At 71.3% G+C, this 14,748-nt stretch carries 16 protein-coding genes; 8 read left to right on the top strand and 8 right to left on the bottom strand.

The genetic code is table 11. The features are described from left to right. Window positions 1-44 precede the first annotated feature (44 nt). The 4 genes from IE109_RS28260 to IE109_RS28245 all read right to left on the bottom strand — a co-directional run bounded on the left by IE109_RS28260 (window position 45) and on the right by IE109_RS28245 (window position 5,187). Window positions 45-791 (bottom strand): DUF5131 family protein, encoded by a 747-nt coding sequence (locus tag IE109_RS28260; RefSeq protein WP_189554194.1) that lies wholly within the window; start codon window positions 789-791, stop codon window positions 45-47. Window positions 792-1,082: 291 nt separating this feature from the next. Further along, window positions 1,083-1,898 carry a DciA family protein gene (locus tag IE109_RS28255; RefSeq protein WP_189554193.1) on the bottom strand — a complete coding sequence of 272 codons (816 nt, stop codon included), beginning with the start codon at window positions 1,896-1,898 and terminating at the stop codon, window positions 1,083-1,085. Next, window positions 1,895-3,994 (bottom strand): hypothetical protein, encoded by a 2,100-nt coding sequence (locus tag IE109_RS28250; RefSeq protein ID WP_189554192.1) that lies wholly within the window; start codon window positions 3,992-3,994, stop codon window positions 1,895-1,897. Before IE109_RS28250 ends, IE109_RS28255 begins: the two co-directional genes overlap by 4 nt. 938 nt (window positions 3,995-4,932) lie before the next feature. Further along, complete coding sequence (locus tag IE109_RS28245; RefSeq protein ID WP_229891642.1) at window positions 4,933-5,187, bottom strand: helix-turn-helix transcriptional regulator; 255 nt, start codon at window positions 5,185-5,187, stop codon at window positions 4,933-4,935. A gap of 126 nt (window positions 5,188-5,313) precedes the next feature. Here IE109_RS28245 and IE109_RS28240 point away from each other — a divergent pair, with 126 nt between their 5' ends. After that, complete coding sequence (locus IE109_RS28240; RefSeq protein WP_189554190.1) at window positions 5,314-5,961, top strand: HAD family hydrolase; 648 nt, start codon at window positions 5,314-5,316, stop codon at window positions 5,959-5,961. A gap of 4 nt (window positions 5,962-5,965) precedes the next feature. Next, a complete protein-coding gene (locus tag IE109_RS28235; RefSeq protein WP_189554189.1) occupies window positions 5,966-6,805 on the top strand; it encodes a DUF1932 domain-containing protein in 840 nt (279 codons plus the stop codon). Between the two features lie 7 nt (window positions 6,806-6,812). Here the strand turns inward: IE109_RS28235 and IE109_RS28230 are convergent, their stop codons facing one another. From IE109_RS28230 to IE109_RS28215, 4 genes are all read right to left on the bottom strand, one after another. Next, window positions 6,813-7,382, bottom strand: a complete 570-nt coding sequence (locus tag IE109_RS28230; RefSeq protein WP_189554188.1) for a phosphotransferase-like protein — start codon at window positions 7,380-7,382, stop codon at window positions 6,813-6,815. Beyond that, entirely contained in the window at window positions 7,379-8,416 is a 1,038-nt protein-coding gene (locus tag IE109_RS28225) for an AAA family ATPase (protein ID WP_189554187.1), read from the bottom strand. The genes IE109_RS28230 and IE109_RS28225 overlap by 4 nt, the downstream gene beginning before the upstream one ends. 181 nt (window positions 8,417-8,597) lie before the next feature. After that, on the bottom strand, window positions 8,598-9,308 hold the full coding sequence (locus IE109_RS28220) for a P-loop nucleotide/nucleoside kinase family protein (RefSeq protein ID WP_189554186.1): 711 nt from the start codon (window positions 9,306-9,308) through the stop codon (window positions 8,598-8,600). Beyond that, window positions 9,305-10,063: a GntR family transcriptional regulator gene (locus IE109_RS28215; protein ID WP_189554185.1), complete on the bottom strand. Its 759-nt coding sequence runs from the start codon at window positions 10,061-10,063 to the stop codon at window positions 9,305-9,307. The genes IE109_RS28220 and IE109_RS28215 overlap by 4 nt, the downstream gene beginning before the upstream one ends. A gap of 349 nt (window positions 10,064-10,412) precedes the next feature. On the opposite strand from IE109_RS28215, the gene IE109_RS28210 reads away from it, so the two are divergent. From IE109_RS28210 to IE109_RS28185, 6 genes are all read left to right on the top strand, one after another. Next, window positions 10,413-11,021 (top strand): hypothetical protein, encoded by a 609-nt coding sequence (locus tag IE109_RS28210; RefSeq protein ID WP_189554184.1) that lies wholly within the window; start codon window positions 10,413-10,415, stop codon window positions 11,019-11,021. A 171-nt stretch (window positions 11,022-11,192) separates the two neighbouring features. Continuing rightward, window positions 11,193-11,357, top strand: coding sequence for a hypothetical protein (locus IE109_RS28205; RefSeq protein ID WP_189554255.1), 165 nt, complete (start codon window positions 11,193-11,195; stop codon window positions 11,355-11,357). A gap of 82 nt (window positions 11,358-11,439) precedes the next feature. Next, on the top strand, window positions 11,440-11,625 hold the full coding sequence (locus tag IE109_RS28200; RefSeq protein WP_189554183.1) for a hypothetical protein: 186 nt from the start codon (window positions 11,440-11,442) through the stop codon (window positions 11,623-11,625). Between the two features lie 159 nt (window positions 11,626-11,784). After that, window positions 11,785-12,087, top strand: a complete 303-nt coding sequence (locus IE109_RS28195; RefSeq protein ID WP_189554182.1) for a WhiB family transcriptional regulator — start codon at window positions 11,785-11,787, stop codon at window positions 12,085-12,087. Window positions 12,088-12,199: 112 nt separating this feature from the next. After that, on the top strand, window positions 12,200-12,559 hold the full coding sequence (locus IE109_RS28190) for a hypothetical protein (RefSeq protein ID WP_229891640.1): 360 nt from the start codon (window positions 12,200-12,202) through the stop codon (window positions 12,557-12,559). Window positions 12,560-12,964: 405 nt separating this feature from the next. Then, window positions 12,965-14,653, top strand: coding sequence for a DUF2637 domain-containing protein (locus tag IE109_RS28185; protein ID WP_229891639.1), 1,689 nt, complete (start codon window positions 12,965-12,967; stop codon window positions 14,651-14,653). Window positions 14,654-14,748: the final 95 nt, after the last annotated feature.

Genomic DNA, 14,748 nt, shown 5'->3' with positions numbered 1-14,748 from the left:
GTGGCCAGCCCCGGATGGACGAGGCCGGCCACCGACAGCGGGAGTCAGGCCGCGACGGGCAGCGGCATCTGGTCCCAGGTGCGGCCCTGCAGGAGCCGCCCGCCGGCCTTCGGGGTGTGCCCGCCCCACTGCTTGAAGAAGAAGGCGACACCGTCGTCCTGGCAGATGTCGCGGATCTCGGTGACCCAGCTCTCGTCCATGGGCCGGTGCCCGGGCCCGGACTCGCCTCCGGCGATCACCCAGCCGATGCCATCCAGGTTGAGGCCCGGCAGCGGCCCCAGCAGCGGCTCACAAGACAGGAACCGCACCGCGGCGGGAACCTCGCGCAGGTCGTCGACGCGCGCCAGTTCCTTCTCGGTCTCCACCGAGACGCCCACCCACACATTGGCCGGCCACTCCAGCTTCGGGGCGACCTGCCGCAGCCGCCGCGCCCGCTTGGTCAGCACCTGGTAGGTGTGCTGCGGCGTGTCGGCCATGACCTGGAAGACCCGGCGGACGAAGTCGAGCGGCACCCGCGCGTGGAACAGGTCACTCATCGAGTTCACGAACACCGTCCGCGGGCTCTTCCACCCGTACGGCACGTCCAGCGCATCAGGATGCAGCGTGACCGCGAAACCGGGCCCGGACGTACGCGGATCGCCATCGTTCTGGTACTTCGCCGCCCCCATCGCCTTCAGCCGCTTGGCCAGGGTCAGGGCGTAGCAGTTGTCGCACCCGGATGAGACGCGGTCGCATCCGGTCGTCGGATTCCAGGTCGCCTCGGTCCACTCGATCGAACTGCGGTCGCTCACCGGTCTCCTCCTGTCCTCGCCCCAACAACCCCGCCACCCAGGCCGGTTGCCATGTGCTGCCTAACGACGCCCCGCGTGCTGGGACACCGCGGCCTGTACGCCGGTATTCGCGCGCACTCGATCGCTTCTCGTAACCTCACGTATCGAACCTCCATTCAGGAACCTAGCCCTTACGCTCGGCCCCGGTCGACACAACCGACGACCGCTCGCCTGCAACAAAGACACCGGGCGCACCCAAAGGCTGAGGAGCACCGCCGTTTCACTGGAAACGGCCCACCGGCCGGTGCCCGGTCATGCCGTCTGCCCCAGGCGCTGCGGCACGATCTGACGGCCGGCCTTCCCCGCACGGGCCCGGCGCAGCGCGGCCTCGGTCGCCGCGGCCTGGCGGCGCCGCTGCACGCGGACCTGCTCGATCGGTGCCGGCGCATCTTCCGGCACCACGACGTCGGGCTCGAGGAAAGCCCGGCGGGACAGCTCGCGCATCGCGGCGGTCTGCCGCTCCACCGCCTCCGCGATGGCCGGGTCCACCCGGCGCGATGCGGCCACCTCCTGGTGCGCGGCGAGCGCGCGGCGGTAGCCCTCGGACGCCGTCTCCCTGGTCTTCACCGGACCGGTGGGCGCGGCCGGGGCCAGGTCTGCCGGGGCGACGTCAGAGGCCGGAGCGGGGACGGGCGCGGTGCCGGGCGGCAGGATCCGCAGGGAGTTCACGACGGTGCGGCCCGCCGCCTTGTTGGCGGCCGCGATGATCCGGGTCTGCTCCAGGCGGGCCTTCGTCGCCCAGGCCGACGACTCCGGGCACACCGTGAGCTGGCCGGAGTCCGGGTCGTACGACACGGCGGCGACGTGCCCGGCGAGCTCGGGGGCGATGGCCGCCCACCGCTCCCGCAGCGTTGCGCCGGCGGCCGGGAGCTCCCAGGCCCGTTCGGTGACCAGCGCGCCGATCGCCGCTCCGAGGCCCATCGGCTCGCGCCCGTCGCGCCGCACCGTGGTGACGGCCCGCGGCTTCCTCTTCGCCTTCTGGCCGCCGCCGTTCCTCCGGGCCGCCTCCATCGCGGCCCGCAGCGCGACCCGGGCGAGGTCGACGCCGGACGTCTCGCCGCCGCTCATGCCTGCCCCCAGGTGGTGTAGCCGAGGTTCAGGTGCCCGAGGCGGGAGAGGTGCTGCGCCTGGTCGACCAGCTGGTTGCTGAACAGCCGCCTCGCCGACGGCTCGCCGTAGCGGTCGATGTGGTCGAACACCACCTGGTGGTCCTTCAGCGCCCGCACCTGGTCGGGGGTCAGGTCCTGGAGGACCAGCTCCTGGCCGTCGTCGACGTCGGTGGGCTCCGGCTCCGGAGCGGGGACGACGGCGGCCGGGCGTGGTGCGGGCAGCACGACCGGGGCCACCGGCTCGTCCTCGACGACGTCGGTCGGCTGCGCGGCCGCGGCTTCGGCGCGGGCCTTGGCGGCGGCGGCCTGCTGCTCCCGGATCTGCTCCCACCGGCGGGCCTTGGCCCACGCTTCGGCGGTCACGTCCTGGTGCAGCTGCTGCTCGACGGCCGCACGGCGCTCGTTCTCGGAGGCGCCGGGCATCGCGGCGTCGACGGCGGCCGCGACCGCGCGGCGCTGGACGCGACGGTCGATCTGCCGGTCCCCGCAGCGCGGGCAGTCCCGGCCGGAGTCGAGCAGCGCGCCCTCGTCGCACCGGGGCTCCGCGCACAGCTGGCGCTGCGGCAGGCCCCGGCCGATCAGCCAGCCCACCGGGTCCTTGATCGGCCCGGCCAGCCGCATCTGCTCCGCCAGGCGCCGGGCGAGGCGGTCGGCCAGGACCTGCGGCGCGTCCGTACGGCCGGCGAACCCGACTACCCGGGCCAGCTCGCCACGGGCGGCGGCCTCCACCAGGTGCCGGGCGGCCGGACGCTCCAGCCGCGCCCACACCAGGTCGACCGGGGCCAGGACGGCCCGCAGATCCTCCGGCGGCAGAGGCACCCTCCCCCGCTGCTGCCTGCCCTGACCCGCACCGTCCCAGGCCCGCACCGAGCCGCCGGCCACCGGCCCGCAGCCGCCCTTCACGCCTTCGACAACCGGGGACTCCTTCAGCTGTTCCCCGCAGAGCGGGCCGCCGTCCTCGCGCACGCACGCGCGGTCCGGCAGACCGTGGTTCCCACCACGGCCTTCGCCGGAAAAGCCATCAGAGAGCGCGAGAGAATCACCCGCAGTAACCCCAGAAGCGTGGAGAGCGTGGTGCTGTGCAGTTGCGGCGAGGTCAGCCGATCCGGCCGTCTCGCCCTGTCCGGCCCCCTCGATCCCAGTCGCCACAAGGGTCTCGCTCGTCTCGCCGGTCTCAAGATCTCCGGATGCAGTACCGGCGAGGTCTGAAAACACGGACTTCGCGACCCGGCGTGCCTCCCTCACGGATACACCGTGGGCGTTGGCGACCGGCACCAGGCGCACCCGCGACTGCGCGTTCAGGCCCGAGCCGGTCTCCTTGCGCACCACCTCCGCGACACCGTGCTCCTGGAGACGCTTGAGCACCTTCGCCCCGGCCGCCGCCGTGCAGCCCAGCAGCCGCGCTACCGTCGCCGCCGGACGCCCACGGTCGGTGTCCACCGAACCCGGGCACAGCTGCAGCCAGCCCGCCGAACCCGTCGTCAGCACCATCAGCAGCAGCCCGAGCCGATCCGTCGCCGCCCCCCGCCCCGTACGCCCGGCGAGCAGCCCGGCCGGGACCGGCGCCTTGTCTTTCGGCGCCCACCCCGGACCGAACAGCACCTCGCACAGGCTGAGCAGCACCGCCAGCTCCGAGCGCGACAGCGCCAGCGCGTGCCGCCGGTCGCCGGCCTTCTGCGCCCGGTACATCGGGATCACCCAGCACTCCAGGCCCGTCGCGTGCCCGAAGGCGTTCGTCGCGACGTTCGAGCCGAGGAACCCGGCAGCGCGCAGCTCGGGCAGCACGGTGTGCGCGACCGTCGACTGGGAGACCCCCAGCCACCGGCCGAGCTCCGCCGCCCAGATCGACGCCTGGTAGTCGTCGCGGACCTTCGCCTTCGCCGTCAGCACGACCGAGGCCAGCCGCGCGCCGTCCGACGCCCCGGCCAGCGCCGGAGACGACACCAGCGCACGCACCGCAGCGAGCAGCCGGGCCCGCATCGTCTTCGACAGCCGGAGCGGGTTACCCAGCTCCAGCGGCACGACCGGACCGGCCTGCGCCGGGACCGACCGCAACCGACGACGCGAGGCCCCGCCGGCGAACTCCGTAGCAGGCAGAACGCGCGTTCCCTGATCCACCCGCCGACCCTGCACGAAACGGCCTGTGGACAGAGCCCGCTGAGCCCGGATCACCTCCAGCGCTCCCGCACGGCGGGCAACAATCTTGGAACCCGCCCCGCCACACGGGACGACGTCCTCGCGGACGTCGTCGGCGGAGTTGTCGATGACCTTCGAGAGTGGGTGCACGAGCGGGGCGGCAGACACCGCGACCGTGCTCATCGATCCGACCCCGAAGGGGTTGCTCTTGTAGCTTCCTACCGGAAATCTAACTTCCGGTACGAACCGCGCAAAGGTGGATAAACCGTACGTCGATTCCGTCACACGGGAAGGCCGCCGCACCTGAACCGGGGTGAAACGGACAGGCTCAAGCTGACAAGGGACACCACTCTCGGGCACTATGAGAAACGACCTGCTCTCCATATAGCTGGACCGACCCGAGCCCCCGGGCTGGACGGCCAGATGTGCGGATGTGTCGGGTGCCGCCCCCTTCGTGAGAAGCGGGCGGACACCGATCGGATGGGGGGAGAGTTCTCCTCTCGTCTCGGTTCTGGTGAACCGCAGGGCCCCTGTCACAGAGGCCCCGCGGGTGGGCGATACGCCGGCCGTTGTCAGCGACCGGGGTCTTGCTCGGTGGCCCTTGTCAAAGGGGCCGACCCGCTTGTCAGGCGGGGTTTTGTTAGTGAAGAACTGGCTCGATGAGCCGAAGCCCAGGACCGGCGTCAACCGGGACTGAGCAGCCGACTGGGGTGTCAAGCCCGGTCGGAGCGAAGGGCCGCGCGAGGCCGAGTGGATTGTCAGTCCGCTGTCTGGAGCGCGCGGCCGGTGGCGGTTACGTCACCCCGACCCCCTCGAAACCGAAGGTGGCGTCGGCGTACCCGAAACCGGGCGCGAGGTCAGTCCTCACCCGGCACCTCCTGTACGGCGGCCGGGTGTTCCTCGGCTAGCTGGCGAAGGAACTCGGCGTACTTCAGGCGATTGTTGCGGTGGGGCTGGGTGAGTCCCGCCTCCCACCGTGCGACGGCGACACGCTGGACGCCGATGGCCTTGGCGACTTCCGCCTGCGTGAGGCCCCCGGCGAGACGCAGCTGCTGTCGAACGCGAGGCGGGGGAAGCGTGTCGGCGTCCACGACGGCATCGATTCGACGCATCGGATCCGGCATTCCAGCCTCCATCTCAGGCAACGTATCGTGAAAAGATACACCACGTGATCTAGGCGCGGGATGCATTGTTACCGCGAACTGTGTGCTGCGCCTCGCCCGGTAGGGTCCGTGCCCATGTCCCGCCTCGCGCTTTTCGATCTGGACGGCACGCTGGCCGACCGGCAGTCGGCACTCAGCGACGCCGTGACCGGCCTGTGCCGCTCCCTCGCGCTCTCTACAGATGCCGAACAGTGGCTGCGCACCGAGCTGGCCGATCGTGCGACCGCCGGCGACTTCGTCCGACTGCGGGAAGCCTTCGGCCTGGAGGTGGCGGCTGCGGAACTGTGGCGGGAGTACGTCGACCTCATGGCGGCCGCCGTCACGTGCCGTCCCGAGGTCCTCGAGGGCCTGGCCCGCCTGCGCGCGGCTGCGTGGACGATCGGCGTTATCACCAACGGGGCCGGCGACATCCAGCGCGCCAAACTCGCCGGGACCGGCCTCGCCGACCTGGTCGACGGCGTCGCCGTTTCGGGCGACCTGGAGATCCGCAAGCCGGACCTGCGCCTCTTCGAACTCGCGGCCACCCGTTGCGGCGTGAGCCTCGCGGACGGTGGCTGGATGGTCGGCGACAACCCGATCGGAGACATCGGCGGCGGCCACCGGGCCGGCCTGCGCACCATCTGGCTGCGAGGACGCCCCTGGCCCGATGCACTTTCCGCCGCTCACCATGTCGTCGATGACGTCACCGACGCCATCACCATCCTGCTCGCACAGACGGAGTAGCACCGTGGACCAACCGACCGTCGGCATCCTCCACCCCGGCAGCATGGGCGCCGCCGTCGCCGCCTGCGCCACGACCAACGCGGCCGAGGTCCTGTGGTGTGAGACCGGGCGCAGCACCGCGTCCGTGGAGCGCGCCGCCCGGTTCGGGCTGACTCCCGTGGCCACACTGTCCGAGCTGCTGGACCGCAGCGACATCGTCATCAGCCTCTGCCCGCCGGCCGCTGCCGAGGACCTGGCCCGCGACGTCGCCGGGCACCGCTTTGCCGGGGTGTACGTGGAGGCGAACGCCATCAATCCCACGCGCGTGCAGCGGATCGCCGCGCTGCACGAATACGGCGCGACCGTCGTGGACGGTGGTGTCGTCGGCTCCCCGCCGGTTGGCGGCAAGACGCCGACCTTGTACCTGTCCGGCCCGGCCGATGCGACCGAGCTCATCGAGGAGCTGTTCGCGGGCACCGCTGTCCGGACGGCGGTGCTGGGCACGGAAATCGGGAAGGCATCCGCGCTGAAGCTGTCGTACGCCTCGTTCCAGAAGACAAGCCGGGTGCTGGTGGCGCTCGCGGTCGGCATGGCGCGCGAGCACGGCGTCGACCAGGAGCTCATCGAGGTCGCCTCCCGGCGCACCGACTCGTACCTGTCCGAGCCGGAGTACGTCGCCAAGACGGCGGCGCGCGCCTGGCGCTGGGGCCCGGAGCTGGAGGAAGCTGCCGACGCGCTCGAGGCCGCCGGCCTTCCGCCGGAGATGTTGCGCGCGGCCGCGTCCACGCTGGCACGGTGGCACGACGTCAAGGACGACGGCGAGCTCACGCTCACCGACGCCCTGGACCGACTCGCCCAGCCGTAGCCCACGTTCATGCCGTCGCCGCTCCCCTCCGCTGCGCCAGCAGCCGGTCGATGAGCCGTGCCGCGTCTTGCGGTGCCGCCGTCGTGGTGTCCACGGTCAGGTCCCAGGCCATGTCCGGGTGTGCGTCCAGGTCCTCGCGGGTCGCGTCCCACGCCGCCAGGCGCGCCGCAGTGTCGCTGTCGCCGCGCCCCGCAGACCGTCGCTCGGTCACCTCGCGCGGGCACCACAGCAGCACCAGCGTCCAGTCGGCCGGGTAGCCGTCGGTCAAGGCCCGGATGCCGTTGATCTGCCCGAGGTGCACGACCGGCATCCCGGCCGCGAACGCCGCGTCGACGCCGGGCCGGTCGATCACGTAGGTGTTGCCGTAACGGCTGTTCGCGTAGACGACGCCGCCCGCGGCCTCCAGCTCGCGCAGCTGCTCCGCCGTGCCCATCCGATAGCCGGTCGACTTACCCGACCCGACCTTGAGCCGCGCGAACTGGCGGTAGTGCGGGCGCAGCTGGGTGAGCGCCGTCGTGACGGTGTCCTTGCCCGCTGCCGGCGGGCCGTACAGGATCACGCCCTGCTTCCGGTTCACGCGTACATCGCCCCCATGGCCTGACGGGCCTGGTCCGCGAGCGTCACCGCGGTGCCCAACCTGTTGTCGACGACCAGGTGCGGCACCGCCGGGCGCAGCTCCAGGTCGATGGTCGCCATGTACTCGTCCCACCGGGCGAGCTTCCACGCGTCCCGGGCCGCGGAGCGGAAGGTGATGTACTCCCGCATCGATTCCTCATCGCAGCGCACCCACACCGGGAAGACGTCGACGCCCATGGACGCGGCCCGGTTGGACAGGCGCTGCATCCAGTCAGGGTCGGTCAGCTCCGCGATGAACGGAGCCGAGAGCACGGTGCTGATCCCGCACTTGATGTTGGCCATGGCTGACTGCATGAGGCAGTCGTACTCAACAGACCGGACACGCTCCCGGTAGAGCTCCGTGTGCCGGTCGTTCGGATCGCCGCCCAGCGCCACCAGGAGCCGTTCCACGAGCGGCCGGGTGAGTGGGTCCTTGTCGAGCAGCGGCCAGCCGGTGAGCTGGACGAAGAAGCGAGCGAGCTCGGTCTTCCCGCTACCTGCGAATCCGCCCACCAGGATCAGAACCGGACGGTGCGGGTCGCCGCCGGTGTGTCGCCGCTTCCACGCGTCGATGATTCGCTGCTGGAGAGCGAAGTGGCCAGCGTCCTCGGTTCCCGGCGAGATGCGGTGAATCGCCCGTTCGACGGCCAGGACGTGCGCGCCGTTGAGACGGTCATCCATCGGCGTCAGTTTGAAACACGTCTCTTCACCTGGCAGCGCAGTCCGGAACCCGAGATCCGGCTCGGTCGCGCGGTAGAGCAGACAATATGCACGCCGGTAGTGCGGGCCCGGGTAGACCTCGCCCTGCTCGTGCTGCCACAAAGTTTGGGGATTTGCGGCAGGGATCCCCTTGAGCTTTGCCTGCTCAGCAACTTCACGAAGACGTTCGCCGGCCTTCTCCAAAGTCAGACCGTGAGCCTCTCGCTGCTCACGCAGCCGGTCCGGCCTCCACCCCGCTCGATGCTTCCCCACCCTGGTCCCCTCGGTCGTCGTCATGGCCCGTGAGCCTAGGCCGCAGCCGTCAAATCCCATGTGTACGCAGATGTTGAAAACCCGTGAACGCCGATGCGCATGAGCTTCGACAAGGCGCTGTGATGTTGAGATCCGGCTCCCGCGAGTGTGATGGCCCCCACAAGACGGCCAACAAGCACCTGGTGTGGCGAGTGGGAGGTAGAGGTCAATGTCGACCGCCATCCGTGGAGGGGCGCGCACGGCGGAGCTCCGCCAGCACGTTCTCCGGGTGACCGTCGTACACGATGTGCGGCTCATCGTCGCTCGGCGGGCAGAAACGCCCTGCATGCCTGAGCAGATCCTCCTCGCTGAACTCGATGCTGTTTGCGTCGACCAGCGACCGCTCGTTGCGCTTACGGATCCGGTCCCAGCGCACCTCGTGCGGCACAGGCAGGTAGACCAGAACGGGTTCGCCGCCGGCCTCCATCACGGTCGCTGCCCACTGGGCCCGCTCTTCCGGAGTCCAGAAGCCATGGTCGACCACGACCTCGTGTCCAGCCGCCAGGAGTTCTTGGAGCTCAAGGGCGATGTCCTTGAGCACGGGCGCCTCCCGGACTCGGAACTGCCCACGGGGGAAGTCCCTGCCGTAGTGGCCGTAGCGGCGGAACATCTCCTCGTCCGGGCAGAGGCGCCGGAACCCGGCCTCTTCCAGCGCGCGGGCGAGGGTCGTTTTGCCAGCGCCCTGCAAACCGGTCATGAGGATCGCGCGAGGCGCGAGGCCCGGTCGGCCGGACAAAGCGGCGGCGATGCGCGTGATCTCGAATCGTCCTTCCAGCGTGAGGGTGTCAGTGAGTTCCGCTCGAAGGAGCTGGCTGAGGCGGTCTTCGAGGCAAGAGACGAGCGTGTCGTCCAGCACGACGGTCTCGTGCGTGGTCACCGCTGCACCTCCGACGTCGTGCGACGGGTGCGACCGGGGCCCCCCAAGTCCACGCCGTACTCCAGCAGCTCGCCGTCGGCGTCCAGGAAGCGCGCGGTCAGCACAAGGATCGCTGCGACGGTGTCGGGCTCCAGCTCCAGGAGCTCGAGGTCGCGGGCGGTGGCGATGCGCGCCGTCTCCTCATCCACACGCTGTGCGACGTGGCGCCCAGTGGCTTCGGCGATGAGGTCCAGCGACAGCCCCCCCTTGAGGCGCTCGCTGCGCGCGAGCTCGGGCAGCACCTGGGCGAACTCCGCCGGGATCCAGGACGTTGAGTGGGAGACGATCCCGTGAGCATCTCGGTAGACACGGCTTCGACGAATCACGTCCTCACCAGGCTCGATGCCGAGCGCATCCGCGACATCCTCGGGGGCCGGCACCATGCCCGCGGTGTGGCCGGAGGACTTTTCCCCCACGCCCCACGACGACTTCGTCTTGCTGCTCCGATCGTGACGCTCCGATCCGGATGCGAGCGACACGGGCCGCGCCATGACCTCGGTGCCAACGCCCGGGATGCCGTTGACCAACTTCTCGTCCCGCAGCAGTTTCATGGCGCGGTCGGCCGTTGCGGTGCTGACCTGCCACTGATCTGCCAGGGCCCGGATGCTGGGCAGCAGGTCGCCCGGCGCCAGCTCACCGGAGCGGATGAGGTCGCGGTAGTGACCCGCGATGCGCGCGTATGGCGGCCGATTGTCGGCCCGCGGTTGCCCTGGCATGTCGCCTCGCCTCCTTCTTTTCCGTCTAGGTGCCTCACTATACCGCTTGACACCTGAGGGTACCTGAGGCAACCTGATGTATGTAAGACGGTGATCCCCACGGAACACCGCGTAGTCGGACCACCGCAGTAGTCGTCCGCCCTTCGGGGCGGCCGGGGTAGTCCTCGGGTTCGCCCGGGACGCGAGAGCACCATCGAACTCCCCCGGAGCCTGACGGCACGACGACTGCGTGCACGTCGCAGCGCCGTGCGCTGTCTGTCCTTCGGGACGCCGGCCTTGCGCCGTGCGGCCCGGAGGGCGGAGAGAGCATCGCGACGCGCCCCCTGCCACTCCGTCACGAGGAGTTCAGATGTCTGCTTCGACCGTTGAGCGCACCGCCCGACCCCGCAAGAGCCGGACCCGCTCCCGCACCGTCAACGCCCGCCCGGCGCTCGCCCTCTCCACCCTCAAGCCCAACCAGTACGACCTGCGCCCCGCCTGCGCGTCGCTGGTCTGCCCCGACTGCGAGACGTGGGTGCCGATCACCGGCATCCAGACCAAGAAGCCCAAGCTCGTGCCGCACGACACCGGCCGCGCGTTCGAGGCCCCGGCCGTCCGCTGCCGACTGGGCAGCAACCGCCTGATCACGGTCGACGTCACGGCCCGGGCGTGGCAGGAGCGCCTGGAGGACGGCCACGCGGAGACCGGCCACCGCCGCCGGACCACCGTGCGGCGCAAGCCCAAGGTCGCGGTCGCCCCGGCCGTCAGCCAGATCGCCGCGCGGAAGCAGACCACCACGGTCGACCAGCCCGGCAACGGCCGGCGCGAGTGGCAGCTGCGCAAGGAACAGTGGGCGGCGACCGAGTCCGCGGTCCGCGACGCCGACACCCGCCGCGCGCAGCTTCCCGCCGGAGCCGCGCCGTTGGGTGCGCCGCCGGTGCCGCTCAAGACGCTGCACCCCGAGCGCCGCGCGAGCTGATCCGCTCGGGACGAACAACCACGGCCCCGGCCACCCCGCAGAGGGGAGGCCGGGGCCGTGGCTGCTCGTACAGCGGCCGACTCCCCAGTTGGGGAGTGAACGCGACAGCCCCAGGGATTAGGGCCCCGGGGCTGTCCAGGACCTGACTCGGAGGACCTGATGCAGCACAGCATGACACGCACCGCACCGCAGCCGCGGGCCGGGATCATCGACGACATCGAGCGCGAGGACAACTCCAAGGGGTACGAGCCCGAGGACGCTGCCCGCGTCTACGTCGCCCTGGTCCTCGTTGCCACCGTCGCCCCGGCGCAGACCGGTTGGGAGGTGGCGGCGTGATCACCAGCCTCACCGACGCCGAACGCGAGGCGCTCTCGCAGAAGAATCGGGAGCAGAACCAGCGGTCGGAAAGGCACCAGAAGTGAGCGCCCGACCGACCGACGACCTGTTCGTCCGTTACATGAAGGCGTTCGAGGACTCCACCACGCATACCGGTGCCTGTCCGGCCTGCCAGGGCGAGACGCCGTGTGCGGAGGGGGCGCCGATCCACGAGCGGTTCGCCCGGCTCCAGGACGCCTACACCGCACGCCAGAAGCAGCAGCGCTGACCCCGGCCCTGCCCGTCGTCCCCGCGCCTTTCCGGCCGGGGCCGGCGGAGAGCGCCGGGAGCTCCCGCCCGCTCCGGCCATCCGGCCGTCGACACAGAACAGTCCCGGGGTGGCCGCCCCGGGGCTGTCTTCTCGCTCTGGACCTTCTGGGAGGACCTGATGAATCGCACCTCCATCGTACGCACCCCGTACTACGGCGCCGTCTCCCCCGCCGCCGCGCCCACCAAGCCCCGCCCGGCCTGCGCCGACGAGGACCCCGAGCGGTTCTTCCCCATCGGCAACACCGGCCCGGCCCTGCTCCAGATCGAGGAAGCGAAGGCCGTCTGCCGTCGCTGCCCGCTGATGGAGAGCTGCCTCCATGCCGCCCTGGAGCGCGGTGAGTCCGCCGGCGTCTGGGGCGGCACCGACGAGGACGACCGCCGCCGCATGAAGCGCCGGGCCGCCCGCCGCCGCACTGCCTGATCCGTTCTGGCGGCTGCCTGATCCGCCCGTCCCGACCGCTGCACCACGGCGGCCGGGACGGGCGGTGACTGGGAGCCGGACAGCCCGGACCCGACAGTCGAGGGAGGCCCTCATGGCCACGACGATCACCCCGCTCCAGCCCGGCACGGAAGCCGCCGCCCAGGCGGCCGCGTTCGCGATCTTCGGCAATGACATCCCGCCGATCGACCCCGACGACTACGACGGCAGCTGGCGCACCACGCTCCACGTCATTGCGGAGGAGTGGGTGGGCGAGGGCCGTGTCGAGCGGCACGCCGCCCGCACCGCGACCGCGATCAACGACCTGCTGAGCACCCAGAAGCTGTTCGGCGAGGGATCGCCCGAGGCGCGCGCCGCCGGTGCCGCGCTCAAGCCGCTGATCGACAAGTGCCGGATCTACGGCATCACCACCGACGACCTCCGCCGCCACGGCGCGCAGCTCCACACGAGCTGACTTCGCGCCCGCCTGGCGGGAGCCGATCCCAGTTTCGAGCCCGCCCCGCGACACTTCGCGAGCACGGCCGCCCGCCCCCGGACCGCTGGCCTTTTCGGGCGTGCGGAGCGGGCAGAGCCGGTGTCCAGTTCGCAAGCAACCATCCGCACCACGGGCCGTTTCGGGAACGCCTCAGGAGCAGCCCCCGCCGTTTCGCGCACACCTGAACGACCCCCTTCGGAGGCCCCCATGACGATCACCGACTGGCCGCGAACCGCGGCTGAACCCGACCCCGAGACGGCTTCACCGGCCGCCGTTTCGGGAACGTCCACGCCGGTTTCGCAGACGACCGACGTCGTTTCGGAGACGGCGGAGTTCGTTTCGGAGACGGAAAGCGGAACCGGAACGAAGCCCTCCCCGGGGAAGTTGACCGGTACCCAGAAGTGGGCGGCCGGCGCGATCGTGATCGCCGCGCTCGTCCTCGCGGGCATCGGCCTGTACCTCAGCTTCGAGCACGTCGCGGTCTTCGCCTACGAGCGGCTCCGCTTCGGCTCGCTGGGCAAGGGCCAGATGTTCGCGGTCGGCGTCGACGTCGGCATCATGGTGATGATCGCCGTCGACCTGCTGATGGCCTGGCTCAAGCGCCCCATCAGTTGGATCCGCTACCCGGTGTGGCTGCTGACGGCCGTCACGGTCGTCCTCAATGCCGCGTCCGGCGCTCCTCGGGACCGGGCATGGGCGCTGATGGATTACGTCGCGGCCGGTGCCCACGGCGTCGTCCCGGTCCTCTTCATCATGGTGGTGGAGCTCGGCCGCGATGCGATCGACCGCGTTGTTCGGCCTGACCAGGCCGAACGCGACTCGATCCCGTGGCTGCGGTGGGTGCTCGCCCCGGTGGCGACGGCCCGGATCTTCCGCCGGATGCGGCTGTGGGGCGTCACCTCCTACCCGGAGATGATCCGCCGGGACCAGGAGCTCATCGCCTACGAGCAGTGGCTCAAGCGCAAGTACGAGGGCGACATCACCCAGGCCAGCGAGGACGAGCTGCTGCCGATGCGGATGGCCCCGTACGGCTACACCGTCGCCCAGGCCCTGGCCATGCCCGACGAGCAGGAACAGGCAGCTGCTGAGCGTGAGGAGGAGGCTGAGCGCCGCCGCCTGGACGCGGAGACGCGCAGCGAGGTCGCCAAGGCGGAGTCCGCAGCCGAGCGGCTGCGCGCCAAGGGGAAGGTGGAGCTGGTCCAGGCGGAGGTCGACGGCCAGACCGGCCAGGCCCGAGCCCACGCCCGAGCCCAGGTCAGCGCCGCAGAGCGGGCCGCTGAGCTGGAACTGCAGGCCCTCGACAACGCCGTGGTCGCCGAGGCCCGCGCCCGCGAGGCCGAGGCGGAGCGCCAGGCCGCCGAAGAGCGCAAGGCGGCGGCGGCCGCGGACCTCGCGAAGGCCGAGCTCGAGCGCAAGGCCGCTGAGCAGCGCAGGGCGGCGGCCGAGGCGGACAAGGTCGCGGCTGCGGAGGCCGGCGCGATCGAGACCGAGCGGATCGCGCTGGCACGCAAGGCTGCGGCCGCCGCTGACCTGGAGGCGGCCGAGCTGGAGCGCCAGGCGGCGCAGAAGCGGAAGGAAGCTGCGGAGGCCGACCGGGTCGCCGCAGCGGAGGCGCAGGCCATCGAGACCCAGGCCATCGCCGAGGCCCGCGAGACCGCTGCCGAAGCGGACCGGCGTGCTGCCGAAACGGAGAAGGCCGCCGCCGAAACGCGGCGGGCCGCTGCCGAAGCCGACCGCAAGGAGGCGGAGGAGGACAGCCGCCGGGAGGCCGCTCTCGCCGACGCCGCGCGCTCCCGGAAGGAGGCTGCCGAAGCCGAGCGGGCCGCTGCCGAAACGCGGCGGGCCGCCGCCGAAATCGAGCGGGCTGCGGTCGAAGCCGAGGACGCCGCGAAGCTCTCCCCGCGCGAGCGGGCGGTCCGAAAGGTCGCCCGGATGATCCTCGCGAAGGCGGTCGGCGTCGCGGGCAACCTGCCGCTCTCCGATATCCAGCGCGATCTCGAAGTGTCGCCCGGCACCGCCTCGGAGTACCGCCAGGAGGCGGCCGAGCTGCTCGCCGGCGGCTACCGCCCCTGATCCACCGTCCGGCACACACCAGTGAGGGCCAGCCCGCGGGATTCGGGCTGGCCCTCGCTGCGACTGCCGGAAGCAGTCACAGCCCCACCAGTACA

This window comes from Streptomyces lavendofoliae, assembly GCF_014649735.1.
Taxonomy (GTDB): Bacteria; Actinomycetota; Actinomycetes; order Streptomycetales; family Streptomycetaceae; genus Streptomyces; species Streptomyces lavendofoliae.
This window is presented reverse-complemented; position numbering and strand designations above follow the sequence as displayed.

Bases quoted from the DNA above. Each gene is read 5' to 3' on its own strand.
- IE109_RS28255 (WP_189554193.1), bottom strand. From the start codon at position 1,898: ATGAGCGGCGGCGAGACGTCCGGCGTCGACCTCGCCCGGGTCGCGCTG.
- IE109_RS28245 (WP_229891642.1), bottom strand. From the start codon at position 5,187: ATGCGTCGAATCGATGCCGTCGTGGACGCCGACACGCTTCCCCCGCCT.
- IE109_RS28240 (WP_189554190.1), top strand. From the start codon at position 5,314: ATGTCCCGCCTCGCGCTTTTCGATCTGGACGGCACGCTGGCCGACCGG.
- IE109_RS28225 (WP_189554187.1), bottom strand. From the start codon at position 8,416: ATGACGACGACCGAGGGGACCAGGGTGGGGAAGCATCGAGCGGGGTGG.
- IE109_RS28215 (WP_189554185.1), bottom strand. From the start codon at position 10,063: ATGCCAGGGCAACCGCGGGCCGACAATCGGCCGCCATACGCGCGCATC.
- IE109_RS28210 (WP_189554184.1), top strand. From the start codon at position 10,413: ATGTCTGCTTCGACCGTTGAGCGCACCGCCCGACCCCGCAAGAGCCGG.
- IE109_RS28205 (WP_189554255.1), top strand. From the start codon at position 11,193: ATGACACGCACCGCACCGCAGCCGCGGGCCGGGATCATCGACGACATC.
- IE109_RS28195 (WP_189554182.1), top strand. From the start codon at position 11,785: ATGAATCGCACCTCCATCGTACGCACCCCGTACTACGGCGCCGTCTCC.
- IE109_RS28190 (WP_229891640.1), top strand. From the start codon at position 12,200: ATGGCCACGACGATCACCCCGCTCCAGCCCGGCACGGAAGCCGCCGCC.